Below are 13,552 nucleotides of genomic sequence, written 5' to 3' on the forward strand. Positions count from 1 at the left end.
CTGCCGTTTGCACTGTTTCTTCTATTCTTAATTTTACAGTCTGCCATATTCCTCGTATATCTCGTCTACCAGGGCATGCACTTCCTCTTTGGAAATGTTCTTACACCTTCCCCTTGCCAGCAGCACACGAAGCTGCTCCTTCATCTCAATCAGAGCCCTTGCCTGGTCCATGTCAATAGCTATGACCGCGCCTCTCCTGCGGTCAAGCTGGATAAAGCCCTCCTGCTTTAAGACCGCATAGGCTTTGTTCACAGTATGCATATTGATTCCCACCGTATTCGCAAGCTGCCGGACGGAAGGCAGGGAATCCCCCTCTCGAATCAGGTTCATGGCTATTCCCATGATAATCTGGTTCTGAAGTTGGACGTAGAACGCTTCATCACTGTTAAAATCAATCTCTATCAGCATTAGTATCACCTTTTCTTCTATGTCTGATTCTTTTGTTATAGGCATACTATAACATAAATAGAGAGAGCTTACAAGTTATTTTCTTACATTCACAACAGGCTCTCCTAATATCACTGTATAATATTTCAGGGTATATTTAAAAATATATTTTTAAATATACCCTGTTATACTGTTATGTCTAATCTAAAATGAATTTTTTATTTCTTTAGTTTACAAGACTTTTCACATCCACGTACTCATATCCTTCAAAACTATCCGCCACATTCTTACATGTAAGCTTCCCGTCATAGGTATTGATCGCAGAATAAATCGTCTCGTTCTCCCTGCAGGCCTGCTCAAGCCCCTTATTTGCAATCTGCAATCCGTAACTTAATGTTGCATTGGTCAGTGCAATGGTAGACGTCCGCGGAACTGCCCCCGGCATATTACCCACACAGTAATGCACCACCCCATCTACAATATAGATGGGAGCATCATGGTAAGTCACCCGCGTTGTCTCGCCGCATCCGCCCTGGTCAACGGCAACATCCACAAATACAGCGCCCGGCCTCATCTCTTTCAGATACTTCTTCTTAAACAGCTTCGGAGCAGCCTTTCCCGGAATCAGCACTGAACCGATTACAAGATCCGCCTCTTTGACCGAATTCTCAATGTTGGCGTCATTGGAAGCAAGGGTCTGAATTCTCGCTCCGAAAATGTCGTCCAGATACGCAAGCCTCTGAAGATTCACATCCAGAATGGTGACATTGGCTCCCATACCTACTGCAATCTTGCAGGCATTGGTCCCCACAGAGCCTCCTCCAAGGATGACCACATTCGCCTTGGGGGTTCCGGGAACTCCTGCAAGAAGAACCCCTTCCCCGCCATAGATCTTCTCAAGGTACTTAGCTCCCTCCTGCACGCTGAGGCGTCCGGCAATCTGGCTCATGGGCGCAAGAAGGGGTAAGCCGCCGTTTCGATCCATCAGCGTCTCATAAGCGACTCCCTTCACCTTTGAGGAAAGCAAAGCGTCGGTCTGGGGCTGGTCAGCCGCCAGGTGAAGATAGGTGTAAAGAATCAGCCCTTCATGGAACAGAGGATACTCGTCTGGCAGCGGCTCCTTCACCTTAATCATCATCTCTACCGTGTCCCATACTTCTTTCGCCGTATCAAGCAGCGTCGCGCCTGCGGCTTTATATTCCTCATCCGTAAAGCCAGAACCTGCGCCTGCACCCTTCTCAATATAAACCTGGTGTCCTGCATTCACATAGCTTTTCACATTGTCCGGTATCATCCCTACACGGAACTCATTGTTTTTAATCTCCTTAACGCTTCCAACTTTCATCTTTGTCTACCTCCATACCATAATCGATTTAACCTGCTCTCGGAGTTGGTCCTTCACACCTGTCACAAATTCGATCGAAATGCTTCCTGCTCACAGGCATACTCCGTCCGCATATAGAATAATATTTTTCATTAAAAATAATAATGAAGAATATTATTCATTTTCTTTTCAATAATACTAACATACGTCAGAAGATTATTCAACAAAAGTTATTTTTTTCACAGACTCTTTTAACTTTCTATAAAAAAGCTAAATTGTATTTACAATTTCTCTTGCATATTTCTGCCATTCATGCTTAAATCATAGTATGATTCCTTTTGGAATATTTAAACATATATTTACCAAATCGTGAAAACTTCGGAGGTACTCTATGAGCGAACTGAGTGAATTAATCCATAATGCCAATCTGACCAAGACCCAGAAAATGATAGCCAAATACATTCTGGACCATTCTGCCGACGCCTGTTTTATGACTTCTACCGAAATTGCCCTGAAACTAAACGTCAGTGAATCCTCTGTCATTCGTTTCAGCAGGTCCTTAGGCTTTGGCGGATTTATGGATTTTCAGAAAATGCTGAGAAAAGAATATCAGGACAAAGTCTTAAGTATATCAAGCTCCATCACCGTCCCCGCCCAGCGTGTGGCCAAGCGTGCGAAGCTTGAGAGGAATTCAGATTATATCAACCGCCATTTTAAGAACGCCGTCCAGAATCTGGAAACTTTGTTCACCACCAATACATTAGCGGCCTTCGAGGATGCCGCCGACGTGATCGTTGCCGGCAAACGCAAGTATATCGCCGCCTCCCGCGGCAATGCATGTCTTGGGGATTATTTTCTCCTGTACTTAAAACATATACTGCCTCATGTGTCCTCCACCAACACCGCTGCCTTAAGTCCCATTGACCATATGTGCAACATTACAAAGGAGGACTGTCTGATTGTTTTCAGTTTTCCCAGGTATTCCTCCCTTGACAGAGTGACTACGGAGATGGCAAAGGAAGCAGGCGCAAGTATTGTAGTAATCACGGATAAGCCCAGCGCTCTTTTGGCCCAGTATGCCACTGTGCTGATTACCGTTCCGGTTGACAGCAACGCATTCTTCAACTCCCTGATTGGCCCCCAGTTTGTGGCCGAGATTCTGCTCGATACCATCAGCCATAAGGTGACTGGTATTGAAAAGCGTTTGAAGAAGATTGATAAATACCTTGATAAACTGGGAATATACTAAAAATCGGGGTTGTCGGGCCATGACTGATTCCTGTCATCTCCCAACAACCCCGTTTTTCCTATGCCTCATCAATCGCCTTTCCAATATCATGACGCATATATTTATTGTCGAATTTCACCCACTTCGCCGCCTCATAAGCGTTGGCCCTGGCTTCCTTCAAATCCTTCCCTTTCGCCGTAACGCCGAGCACACGGCCTCCGTTTGTCACAATCTGTTCCCCGTCAAATTTCGTCCCTGCATGGAAGCAGTAATATCCCTCATGCTTCTTAAATTCCTCCAGCCCGCTAATCGGAAGTCCCTTGTCATAAGCCACAGGATACCCTTCGCTGGCAAGAACAACGCAGACTGCGGCATTGTCTTCAAACTGCAGGTCCACCTGATTAAGAGTACCGTCGATACACGCCTCCACCACTTCGATAATGTCGTTCTTCATTCTAGGCAGGACAACCTGAGCCTCCGGATCTCCAAACCTGGCATTGTACTCCAATACCTTAGGCCCTTCCTTTGTCAGCATCAGCCCAAAGAAAATCACTCCTTTAAAGGGTCTGCCCTCTGCTTTCATTGCGTCAACGGTAGCCTGGTAAATATATTTGTTACAGAACTCCTCCACCTCCTTGGTGTAGAAGGGGCTTGGCGAAAATGTTCCCATCCCTCCGGTATTTAGCCCTGTATCTCCATCGCCTGCGCGCTTGTGATCCTGAGCCGAAGTCATGGTCTTAATGGTATCTCCGTCCACAAAGGACAGCACAGACACCTCGCGGCCCGTCATGAATTCTTCGATTACCATCTCATTTCCTGCGTCGCCAAATTTCTTGTCCAGCATGATGGTTCTGACGCCCTCCTTCGCCTCCTCAGGGGTATTGCAAATCAGCACGCCCTTTCCAAGAGCCAGCCCGCAAGCTTTCAGGACAATGGGGAATTTTACCGTCTCAAGATACTCAAGCGCCTTGCCCGCATCGGTAAAGTTCTCGTATGCCGCCGTAGGAATCTGGTATTTTTTCATCAGGTCTTTGGAAAATGCCTTTGAGCCTTCCAGAATCGCCGCATTCTTCCGCGGTCCAAACGTACGGATGCCTGCTGCCATAAGCTCGTCCACCAGTCCGCCTACCAGCGGGTCGTCCATACCTACAATTACAAGGTCTACTTCCTTTTCTTTGGCAAATGCAACGATTTTATCAAATTCCATGGCGCCGATAGGAGCGCACTGGGCATACTCTGCAATTCCTGCATTTCCAGGAGTACAGTATATCTCGTCCACCTTCCTGCTCTTCGACACACAATAGGCAATGGCATGCTCTCTGCCGCCGCTGCCCACAATCAACACCTTCATCTTTCACTCTCCTCCATTCTCACATGAAATAACAGCCAATCCATCTCTTACCGACACCCTCCCATTGGCAATCAGATTAATCGCTTGCGGCAGAAGCTTCCACTCTGCCTGCTCCATCACCCGTTTCTGAAGAACCTCTGGGGTATCTTCTGCCTTTACCTCCACAGCTTTCTGAAGAATAATCGGACCAGTATCCGTTCCTTCGTCTACAAAATGAACGGTGGCGCCCACTACCTTGACGCCTCGTGCAAGCGCTGCCTCATGTACCTTCAGCCCATAGAACCCTGTTCCGCAAAAAGAAGGAATCAGCGACGGATGGATATTAATAATCCGGTTCCTGTATTTTTCAATCATAGCCGGCGGAATCACAACAAGAAAACCAGCCAGGACAATCAAGTCCGGCTTCCATGAATCCACGGCTTCCATAAATTCTTTGTTAAATTCTTCTCTGGAAGCAAAATCCTTGGGTGAGATGCATCTACCGGCAATCCCGTGTCTTTTTGCCCGCTCAAGGGCAAAGGCATTCTTATTATTGCTGAGCACGCCTGTGATTCGAGTATTCGTAATCCTACCCTCCTCAATAGCATCAATGACTGCCTGTAAGTTCGTTCCGCCTCCTGATACAAGTACCACTACCTCTAGCATAACGTAACTCCCTTTTCTCCTGCCTCAACATGGCCTACCACATACGGCTGCTCGCCTGCCGCCTTGATTGCCTCCAAGGTTTTCTCCACATCCCCAGACTCAACAGCAACAACCATTCCCAGACCCATGTTAAACGTGTTATACATCATCTCCTCTGAAATCTCTCCCTTCTTAGCCAGAAGTTTGAAAATAGCGGGGACTTCGTAACTGCCCTTCTCAATAACTGCCCTCGCGCCCTTTGGCAGCATTCTCGGAATATTTTCATAAAAACCGCCGCCTGTAATATGGCTTACGCCTTTGACCTTAACGCCGCAGTCCTTAATGCTTTTTAACGCCTTCACATAGATTCTGGTAGGCTCAATTAACGCCTCTCCCAGCGTCTTGCCCAATTCCTCATAATATGTATTAAGGGACTCCTTCGTCATGTCAAACACCTTGCGCACAAGGGAGAAACCGTTACTGTGGACGCCGCTTGACGCAATACCAATCAGCACGTCCGAAGGTCTGATATTTTCACCATTAATCATCTCCTTCTTATCCGCAACGCCAACCGCGAAGCCGGCTAAATCGTATTCCTCCTCTGGCATAAGTCCCGGATGCTCTGCGGTCTCACCGCCAACCAGCGCACATCCGGACTGCTTGCAGCCTTCTGCCACACCGCTTACAATGGCCGCAATCTTCTCTGGATAATTCTTCCCGCATGCAATATAATCCAGAAAGAATAATGGCTCGCCGCCTGAGCACACAATATCATTCACACACATTGCTACCGCATCAATACCGATGGTATCATGCTTGTCCATAATAAACGCAAGCTTTACCTTGGTTCCGCACCCGTCTGTTCCTGACAGGAGAACCGGCTCGTCCATCTTCTTGATTCCGCTTAAATCAAAGGCGCCTGCAAACCCCCCAAGACCTCCTAAAACCTCCGGCCTCATAGTCTCCTTTACATGCTTCTTCATCAATTCTACTGATCTGTATCCGGCTTCGATATCCACTCCAGCATTCTTATAATCCATATCTTTGTCTCCTTATCCCTGACTTATGAAATAATCCCAATACCAGCTATCCCAAATACGCCTCATATCCAATCTCATCTAACTTTGCTGCCTTCGCCTGGACCGTCTCCTTCATCTCCCTGGAATAATCCTTAAGCTTGTTCAAAAGTTCATCGTCCGACGTGGCCAGAATCTTCGCCGCAAGTATGGCTGCATTCATACCTCCGTCAATGGCAACCGTTGCAACGGGAATTCCCGGCGGCATCTGTACGATAGAAAACAGAGCGTCCTCTCCCGCCAGATTCTTCCCCGACATGGGCACGCCGACTACCGGCATAGGGAATAATGCCGCGCACATCCCCGGCAGATGCGCCGCCATACCTGCTCCTGCGATAATCACCTTCATACCTTTTCCTTCCGCAGCCTTAGCCCACTCAAAAAATACATCCGGCTCACGGTGGGCAGAGATAATCGTCATCTCGTAATCAACCCCTAATTTCTCCAGCATCGCAGCCGCCTTGCTCATGACCTTAAGGTCTGAGTCGCTGCCCATTACAATTCCTACTCTTGGCATACCTTTTCATCCTTTCTTATTTCTGTATATTTTTATGGGTTCATAATACCTTATTTGTCTCCATTAATCAATGGTTCATTTAGAATCTCCGTCCCTGCAAGCACGAATCTTCCGTCTTCAAGAATGGCAAGCTTGCAGCCATCCCTGGTAATTACATCAATCCGCTTCAATTCTTCATAGGGAATGGTAATATCCGTGTGGCACTGATAATAGGCTTTTGACACATCTTCTTTGCGCAGGATGGACACCGAATTATCCTTGGCTATAATCTCCTTGCCGTTGGGATTAAACACCCTGACCTCCTCACTCCAGCTATAGCAGGTATCTCCTACTGCAAAATGGGGACCCATTTTCTCAGCAATGAGGATCGTAAGCTTCTCCTCAATCCCATACTTCTTTGCCGCCACATATGCCGTGGTATTCGTTCCAATGGCAAACTCACCCAGAGGCAGCGTGGGATGCTTATGGAGAATATTGTCGTAAATATATTCCCTGTTCTTATTCTCCTCGTCAAAATTGGAGCAGCGGTAATCCTGAATCATCCCATCTTTAAATGTAATCTCCAAATCCTGATACTGTAATTCATGCAGATATACCTTACTGACATGAAGGACTCCGTTCGTCCCCTCAAGCACAGGAGATGTGAAAACCTCTCCCACTGGAATATTTACATCCGCTACACAATTTTCAAACGCCGTCTCCTTTTCGGGATTGTCAATCTCATGAATTCTGACCTTAAGGTCCGTCCGATTTTTGCCTCCTCCAAGGATATGGACGTATTCCCCTTGATCCAGCGCATCAATCATCGCCTGCTGCACCTTCTCATAAGTCTTGGAATCCAGGGTATTGATTCGGATAATTTCGTCAAAAATCTCCTCATACTTCTCCCCAATCTCCGGCACAGGATAGGATATAATGGTAAAGCTGCGTTCATCCCCTCGGATATACTGGTTCATAATCTGGCCCTGGCGGCTGTAAAACTGAACCTGCAGCTCCTCCTGTTTCTTCGTAAGCTTAATTACCTCCTCCTTCTGTTGGGGTATAAAGGGTTCTTCCCCAAACATGTCTATACATGCGGGTCCGGCATACTTGCCCGCCATCTCCTTATGATGCTCAAAGGTTGTCTTTATTACCTCAAGCTTCCTTTCCACGAACTTCTTATCCAGGAACAGTGCCTGGTCATTTCGGTGGTCATACTCAAACTGCTTGTTGGCGATTGCGCCGTAATAACCCACCTTCGACTGTCCTCGCTTTGTCAGGACACTGACTCCGGCACGATAGAGCACCGGCTGTAAGCCCATTACTTTAAAATTCTGGATCGCCTGTCTAACCACACGCTCAAACCCAAGGACATAACGGATATCTACAACCTCTTTTTTTGACAGGTCCTTACCCGTATTGACAAAGCCCTTCCGGTAGCCTTCTGTGTAAACGTCTGCCATCTTCTGGATTACCTCTTTCGGAAGCTCTAACAGATGCCTTGCGGTACGCAGTTCATTTTCACTGATATATTCTCCAAACTGATACAGATAGCGCAAATCCTCAAGTTCACAATTCTGAACCATGTCAACGGCAAAGGATTCAGACGGGTCAATCTGTACCCTAACTCTGTCCGCGGCAAATACATCACAGTAATCACTGGCATACCAGTAGATACTCTCCTTAATCCGGTCCGCCTCCGGCTCTCCTGCCTCAAACTGATTATAAATCTCAATCAATAGTTCAAACAAAATATCAAGATATTCTGTCTTCTGCTCAAATACGTACGCAATGCATCCCCGAAGCTCTGTATAGAGAAAGCTTAGAAGCTGTCCATACTCCTCTCCCAACTGACTGACAGCGTATGCTGGATTCCCATAGCTTGTCCCGTATGCATCGGGCAAAATATCCTCATACAGCCGATGATTCCATTCTTCAAGTTTGGCAAGCTCAAGCTTCTTGTAAGTTCCGTCTGCAATCAGAGCCTTAACCTCATGAATCATCAAAACAAACTCTGCCGTCTTTTGGAAGAATTCCCGAAAGGGAGCCTCCACTGTATCCTCAACCATCATCTGTCGGATACGTCCCACCGCCAACTCGTATCTTTCGTCTATCATAATGAATACCCCCTTACGTCATCTGACCAGCCCTCTTGTGAAAATGGCTGCAAGTCCCAGAAACACCGTCATATTGATGCCAATCCCAACCTTACATGTTATGTAATTCTTCTCCCGCTCTTTTAGCCCGCGGCTTCCAAGCCAGACGCCGATTCCTGCAAGAGCGATGGTACCCAGGCCCACGAACCCAAGCAGCATACCAATCTCTCCCTTTTCTCTGTAAGAGATGGATACCATCAAAAACAACAGAAGAAGAACCACAAAAGCATAGCAGCAGGAGTAGATTCCCTTCCTCGCATGGCGGGGCTTTGCCTGCCCGTACTTTGTAATTCTCTTTCGCTGCTTCTCCCTGGCTTTCGCCAAAGCTTTTGCCCTATCTTCTTCTGTAACAATCTTTCTTCCTATTAACATATCTTCTCCTTACTGCCGCACAGACTACAAACATAACATAACCCGCAAGCCCTCCTATGGTATTCAGCAGAAGGTCATCCACATCGAAGCTTCCTACCTTCGTGATTAGCTGGAATGTCTCCACGCAAAGACTCAGTCCAAAACTATAGAACACCGTAGAAAAGAAGCTTCTGTACCTGCTGGCCATAGGCATAAAGAACCCAAACGGCATAAAGATGATTACATTTCCAAACAAATTCGTAAACATGGCGAACATTCCTACTTGATCCCGATAATTCCAGAATCTCTTAATCTCCTTAAAGAGCACAAGGTTATAGTGGTATTCCTCCATCTCCCCTGTTCGTCCGTACCAGTCCGAAAATATCAAAAAATAAATGATAAATGCAATATATAATACAAATAATATTTTCCCTAAAAATCGGATTCTCTTATTACGCTTAAAACTCAAATATCAGGCTTCCTTTCTATCCAAACTTTAACTCAGGCTTAAAAAGTAAGTCCCCGCTTCTCTTTCAGCAGACGCGCACCGCCTACAATCGTAATAACTCCTGCCGTAACTCCCACCAGCGCTACAATAATGCCAACCACAATACCTGATATTCCGGCAAAATTCATCGCCTTATATGCCTTCTCGTTCATAGATTGCCCCTCCTGCTTCCTTTGACTCAATCTGTACAGCAGACAGATTGACAAGCTTATCGTCACATTGTTTATCTTACGCCATACGTTTTATAATATGCGTCGATTGCCCTTTTTAATGTATCATCAATGATAATTCTTCCCTGACATTGCCTATTATACAGATAATCCACCACCTCGTCCATGGTTACAATCGCCTTTGCCGAAAAACCGTACAGCTCAGTAATCTCGTCCAGAGCACTCTTCTTACCGCCCTTTCCAACCTCCATACGGTTCAGAGATACCATCAGCCCCTTAATCTCTATATCGCCCTGAGCCTTAAGTATTGGAAATGTCTCCTCGATGGACTTCCCTGAGGTGGTTACATCCTCAATAATTACCACCTTGTCCCCGTCCTTAAGACTGCTTCCAAGCAGGATGCCCGTATCGCCATGGTCCTTCACTTCCTTGCGGTTTGAGCAGTATCGAATGTCTTTGCCGTATAATTCACTAATCGCCATCGTCGTCGCCACACTCAATGGTATTCCCTTATATGCCGGCCCGAACAGTACGTCAAAATCAAGCCCATAATTATCGTGTATCGCCTTAGCATAGTATTCTCCAAGTCTGCGAAGCTGGGTGCCGGTCACATATGCACCGGCATTCATGAAAAATGGGGATTTTCTCCCGCTCTTTAATGTAAATTCACCAAATTTTAATACATTGGATTCTACCATAAATTCTATGAATTCCTGCTTGTATTGTTCCATGATGTAAAATCCTCCCTTATCTCTATTGCTTTTGCGTATATCAGATTCTTCTGATATTCCGGCAAATCAAAATCTCGCCCATTAGCCGTGTTTATCATATGCATGGAGTTATCCAAAGCTCTGTAGAAGTCGTCTTGACTCCCTTTCATCTCAAACCTGCCAAAGAGACACGCAAACATTTTTGATTCCCCATTCAACAGATACAGCCTGTGGCAATCCTCTATATTCTCATCTACACACGTGATATTCTCTGGGTTCTCTGCGTGAAATGCTGTACTCCACTCCTTAAGCGCCTTCTCCCGCTCTCTTAACAGAACCTCTAATTCTTCATTGACCTTAGATAACTTTACTTCTGCTTCCTGTAATGTCATTCGTCCTCACCCCCTAATCTTAAGAATCTGAATCTTAACTCTAAACCCTTTTATTATGCCTGAACTGCGCCCACCAAGTCTTTCACATCTTCCATATGATTTTCTTTCAGATACGCCTCAATCCCTTCTATAATCTCCAATGTGACTGTAGGATTATGGAAATTCGCTGTACCCACTGACACGGCGCTTGCCCCTGCCAGCATCATCTCAATGGCATCCTCGGCGCATGCAATCCCGCCCATGCCTATAACCGGAAGCTTCACCGCCTGGGCCGCCTGATAGACCATGCGTACAGCAATGGGATGGATGGCCGGTCCAGAGACGCCTCCGGTCTGGTTCGCCAGCGCAAATGTCCTCCTTCGGATATCAATCTTCATTCCAGTCAATGTGTTAATCAGCGATACCGCGTCTGCACCGCCTGCCTCCACAGCCTTCGCCATCTCTCCAATATCCGTCACGTTCGGGCTAAGCTTCATGATTACCGGCTGCTTCGCATACTTCTTAACCGCCCTGGTAATATCCTGGGCCGCCTTGGGATTCTGTCCAAAAGCAATCCCACCCTCCTTCACGTTAGGACAAGAAATATTAATCTCCAACATATCCACGTCTTCGTTTCCAAGGCGCTCTACCACCTCACAGTAGTCCTCCTCGGACCTTCCGCAGACATTTACAATAATCTTCGTATCATACTTCCGAAGAAACGGTATATCTCTCTGACAGAAAAGCTCAATTCCAGGATTCTGCAGACCTATGGCATTCATCATACCGCCGCAGGTCTCCGCCACCCTTGGCGTTTGGTTCCCCTGCCATGGAACACTGGCAACCCCCTTCGTCGTCACGGCTCCAAGCCTGCTGATATCCACGAAATCTGCATATTCCGCGCCAGAGCCAAAGGTTCCCGACGCCACGGTTACAGGATTCTTCCACTCCACTCCCGCTATATTCACTGTCATATTCATCAGATTTCCACCTCCGTTGCCAGAAATACCGGACCATCTTTACAGATTCGGGCATTATGCACATTCGTGTGATGGTCGCGCTGACTCGTACGACAGACGCACCCAAGACACGCCCCGATTCCACATGCCATCCTCTCCTCCAAGGAAATATAGCATACTATCTTTTTTTCTGCGGCATATTCCTTAATTGCCCGTAACATAGGAGTCGGACCACAGGCGTAAATCACATCCGCACTCAAGCCATTTTCACGGATCGCGTCCAATACATTGCCCTTCGTTCCCACGCTTCCGTCCTCCGTGGAAATGTAAAGCTCGCCGTTTTGCTCAAACTCTTTCTTTAAAAATGTCTGTGCATCCCGATATCCTGCTACAATCTGCTTCTTTTCGCACTCAATCTCCTTGGCCAGCTCTAAGATTGGGGGAACGCCAATCCCCCCGCCCATTAAGAACACCTTCTTCCCCTTTGCTTCCTCCACCGGAAATCCATTTCCCAAGGGCCCAATCACCGAAATCTTATCACCAGCCTTCATCCGAGAAAACTGCTCGGTTCCCGTGTTCTCTCCCGTCACACGATACACCACACGAAGTCTTCCATTCTCCTTATCAATCTCACAAATACTGATGGGTCTTGGAAGCAGCCTGCCAGAATCGTTGGTATACATAGACAAAAACTGTCCGCATCTTGCACACTTAGCCGCCTCTGTCTCAATCCACATACTAAAAATCCCATCCGCAATGGATTCCTGGGACACTACCTTCCCAATCTCTTTCTTCATCTTCGCCATGTCTGTCTCTCCTGCTTATACTCCACTGTCAAATTCCTGTCCTTTACTGCTATTTGCGGCACAAATATCTATCGCCAAACATAAAAGGCTTAACGAAGGTTAAGAGCCTCTATGATATCTGCGGCCATGTCCTCGACTGCTGCCCGTGAGGCTTCTGCAAATCCTTCCTCCCCATACTTTCCATACTTCTCCTGCTTGTATGCCGCGATAATTCCACGGGAGGAATTTACAATGGCGCCCAGTCCGTCTTCATTAAAGAAATGTGCCAAATCCTTGCCCTTTCCGCCCTGGGCGCCGTATCCTGGTACAAGAATGTAAGCCTTAGGCATAATCTTCCTGAGAACTTTTCCCATCTCTGGGTAGGTAGCTCCCACGACTGCACCCACATAACTATACTCGTCTCCCATCAGCTCGTCTCCCCAGGCGGCAACCTTCTCGCCCACCAGCTCATATAAAGGTCTTCCGTCAACTGGCTGGTCTTGGATTTCCCCACTGGACGGGTTTGACGTCTTTACCAGCACAAAGATTCCCTTCTTTTCTTCCCTGCATACCTTTATAAACGGATTTATTCCGTCAGAGCCCAAATATGGATTCACCGTGGCAAAATCCTCTCCAAAAGGAAGGCAGGACTTACTTCCAACCTGGACGTGTCCCAGATGGGCGATTGCATAGGCCGCCGAGGTAGAGCCAATATCCCCGCGTTTGACGTCCCCGATTACCACCAACCCTTTTTCCTTACAGTAGTCCACCGTCTTTTTAAACGCCCCAAGTCCTGGAAGCCCAAACTGCTCATACATGGCAATCTGGGGCTTTACCGCCGGAATCAAATCATAGGTCCCGTCCACGATTGCCTTATTAAACTGCCAGATTGCTTCTGCCGCGCCCTCAAGCGTCTCTCCGAATTCCTGAAAAGCTTTATCCTGTACATGCTTTGGCACATAATCCAGCATGGGGTCCAGACCAACCACAATGGGGGCTTTTGTTTTCCTGATATTTGCTACTAATTGATTAATCATATGCTAATCCTCCTGTTTT

Annotated in this window: 16 protein-coding genes; 1 reads left to right on the forward strand and 15 read right to left on the reverse strand. The window is 46.9% G+C overall.

The window, feature by feature from the left end:
- Positions 1 to 33 precede the first annotated feature (33 nt).
- Both GN277_RS19220 and ald read right to left on the reverse strand, forming a co-directional pair.
- Positions 34 to 408, reverse strand: coding sequence for a GntR family transcriptional regulator (locus GN277_RS19220; protein WP_159756951.1), 375 nt, complete (start codon positions 406 to 408; stop codon positions 34 to 36).
- Between the two features lie 205 nt (positions 409 to 613).
- A complete protein-coding gene (ald, locus tag GN277_RS19225) occupies positions 614 to 1,732 on the reverse strand; it encodes an alanine dehydrogenase (RefSeq protein WP_159752752.1) in 1,119 nt (372 codons plus the stop codon).
- A 370-nt stretch (positions 1,733 to 2,102) separates the two neighbouring features.
- On the opposite strand from ald, the gene GN277_RS19230 reads away from it, so the two are divergent.
- Complete coding sequence (locus GN277_RS19230; protein ID WP_159752754.1) at positions 2,103 to 2,960, forward strand: MurR/RpiR family transcriptional regulator; 858 nt, start codon at positions 2,103 to 2,105, stop codon at positions 2,958 to 2,960.
- 58 nt (positions 2,961 to 3,018) lie between these two features.
- On the opposite strand, the gene purD is transcribed toward GN277_RS19230, so the two are convergent.
- The 13 genes from purD to pyrF form a co-directional block, all read right to left on the reverse strand.
- Positions 3,019 to 4,290 carry a phosphoribosylamine--glycine ligase gene (gene purD, locus GN277_RS19235; RefSeq protein WP_159752756.1) on the reverse strand — a complete coding sequence of 424 codons (1,272 nt, stop codon included), beginning with the start codon at positions 4,288 to 4,290 and terminating at the stop codon, positions 3,019 to 3,021.
- A gap of 3 nt (positions 4,291 to 4,293) precedes the next feature.
- Complete coding sequence (gene purN / locus GN277_RS19240; RefSeq protein ID WP_159752758.1) at positions 4,294 to 4,935, reverse strand: phosphoribosylglycinamide formyltransferase; 642 nt, start codon at positions 4,933 to 4,935, stop codon at positions 4,294 to 4,296.
- Positions 4,929 to 5,954 (reverse strand): phosphoribosylformylglycinamidine cyclo-ligase, encoded by a 1,026-nt coding sequence (purM, locus tag GN277_RS19245; protein ID WP_159752760.1) that lies wholly within the window; start codon positions 5,952 to 5,954, stop codon positions 4,929 to 4,931. Before purM ends, purN begins: the two co-directional genes overlap by 7 nt.
- 46 nt (positions 5,955 to 6,000) lie before the next feature.
- The gene (gene purE, locus GN277_RS19250) at positions 6,001 to 6,507 is read right to left on the reverse strand and encodes a 5-(carboxyamino)imidazole ribonucleotide mutase (RefSeq protein WP_159752762.1); all 507 of its coding nucleotides are present in this window, start codon (positions 6,505 to 6,507) and stop codon (positions 6,001 to 6,003) included.
- A 50-nt stretch (positions 6,508 to 6,557) separates the two neighbouring features.
- Positions 6,558 to 8,603, reverse strand: a complete 2,046-nt coding sequence (locus GN277_RS19255) for an aminopeptidase (protein WP_159752764.1) — start codon at positions 8,601 to 8,603, stop codon at positions 6,558 to 6,560.
- 18 nt (positions 8,604 to 8,621) lie between these two features.
- A complete protein-coding gene (locus GN277_RS19260) occupies positions 8,622 to 9,014 on the reverse strand; it encodes a DUF6142 family protein (RefSeq protein WP_159752766.1) in 393 nt (130 codons plus the stop codon).
- On the reverse strand, positions 8,977 to 9,462 hold the full coding sequence (locus GN277_RS19265) for a VanZ family protein (RefSeq protein ID WP_159752768.1): 486 nt from the start codon (positions 9,460 to 9,462) through the stop codon (positions 8,977 to 8,979). Before GN277_RS19265 ends, GN277_RS19260 begins: the two co-directional genes overlap by 38 nt.
- A 38-nt stretch (positions 9,463 to 9,500) precedes the next feature.
- Positions 9,501 to 9,653 (reverse strand): hypothetical protein, encoded by a 153-nt coding sequence (locus GN277_RS29515; protein ID WP_204162764.1) that lies wholly within the window; start codon positions 9,651 to 9,653, stop codon positions 9,501 to 9,503.
- A gap of 71 nt (positions 9,654 to 9,724) precedes the next feature.
- A complete protein-coding gene (gene pyrE / locus GN277_RS19270) occupies positions 9,725 to 10,402 on the reverse strand; it encodes an orotate phosphoribosyltransferase (protein ID WP_159752770.1) in 678 nt (225 codons plus the stop codon).
- Positions 10,375 to 10,773, reverse strand: a complete 399-nt coding sequence (locus GN277_RS19275; protein WP_159752772.1) for a hypothetical protein — start codon at positions 10,771 to 10,773, stop codon at positions 10,375 to 10,377. The genes pyrE and GN277_RS19275 overlap by 28 nt, the downstream gene beginning before the upstream one ends.
- A 53-nt stretch (positions 10,774 to 10,826) precedes the next feature.
- Entirely contained in the window at positions 10,827 to 11,732 is a 906-nt protein-coding gene (locus tag GN277_RS19280) for a dihydroorotate dehydrogenase (RefSeq protein ID WP_159752774.1), read from the reverse strand.
- A complete protein-coding gene (locus tag GN277_RS19285; protein WP_159752776.1) occupies positions 11,732 to 12,517 on the reverse strand; it encodes a dihydroorotate dehydrogenase electron transfer subunit in 786 nt (261 codons plus the stop codon). Before GN277_RS19285 ends, GN277_RS19280 begins: the two co-directional genes overlap by 1 nt.
- 89 nt (positions 12,518 to 12,606) lie before the next feature.
- Positions 12,607 to 13,533 carry an orotidine-5'-phosphate decarboxylase gene (pyrF, locus tag GN277_RS19290; RefSeq protein WP_159752778.1) on the reverse strand — a complete coding sequence of 309 codons (927 nt, stop codon included), beginning with the start codon at positions 13,531 to 13,533 and terminating at the stop codon, positions 12,607 to 12,609.
- Between the last annotated feature and the right edge of the window lie 19 nt (positions 13,534 to 13,552).

It is taken from the genome of Sporofaciens musculi (assembly GCF_009830285.1).
GTDB lineage: Bacteria > Bacillota > Clostridia > Lachnospirales > Lachnospiraceae > Sporofaciens > Sporofaciens musculi.

Bases quoted from the DNA above. Each gene is read 5' to 3' on its own strand.
- GN277_RS19220 (WP_159756951.1), bottom strand. From the start codon at position 408: ATGCTGATAGAGATTGATTTTAACAGTGATGAAGCGTTCTACGTCCAA.
- ald (WP_159752752.1), bottom strand. From the start codon at position 1,732: ATGAAAGTTGGAAGCGTTAAGGAGATTAAAAACAATGAGTTCCGTGTA.
- GN277_RS19230 (WP_159752754.1), top strand. From the start codon at position 2,103: ATGAGCGAACTGAGTGAATTAATCCATAATGCCAATCTGACCAAGACC.
- purD (WP_159752756.1), bottom strand. From the start codon at position 4,290: ATGAAGGTGTTGATTGTGGGCAGCGGCGGCAGAGAGCATGCCATTGCC.
- purN (WP_159752758.1), bottom strand. From the start codon at position 4,935: ATGCTAGAGGTAGTGGTACTTGTATCAGGAGGCGGAACGAACTTACAG.
- purM (WP_159752760.1), bottom strand. From the start codon at position 5,954: ATGGATTATAAGAATGCTGGAGTGGATATCGAAGCCGGATACAGATCA.
- purE (WP_159752762.1), bottom strand. From the start codon at position 6,507: ATGCCAAGAGTAGGAATTGTAATGGGCAGCGACTCAGACCTTAAGGTC.
- GN277_RS19255 (WP_159752764.1), bottom strand. From the start codon at position 8,603: ATGATAGACGAAAGATACGAGTTGGCGGTGGGACGTATCCGACAGATG.
- GN277_RS19260 (WP_159752766.1), bottom strand. From the start codon at position 9,014: ATGTTAATAGGAAGAAAGATTGTTACAGAAGAAGATAGGGCAAAAGCT.
- GN277_RS29515 (WP_204162764.1), bottom strand. From the start codon at position 9,653: ATGAACGAGAAGGCATATAAGGCGATGAATTTTGCCGGAATATCAGGT.
- pyrE (WP_159752770.1), bottom strand. From the start codon at position 10,402: ATGGAACAATACAAGCAGGAATTCATAGAATTTATGGTAGAATCCAAT.
- GN277_RS19275 (WP_159752772.1), bottom strand. From the start codon at position 10,773: ATGACATTACAGGAAGCAGAAGTAAAGTTATCTAAGGTCAATGAAGAA.
- GN277_RS19280 (WP_159752774.1), bottom strand. From the start codon at position 11,732: ATGAATATGACAGTGAATATAGCGGGAGTGGAGTGGAAGAATCCTGTA.
- GN277_RS19285 (WP_159752776.1), bottom strand. From the start codon at position 12,517: ATGGCGAAGATGAAGAAAGAGATTGGGAAGGTAGTGTCCCAGGAATCC.
- pyrF (WP_159752778.1), bottom strand. From the start codon at position 13,533: ATGATTAATCAATTAGTAGCAAATATCAGGAAAACAAAAGCCCCCATT.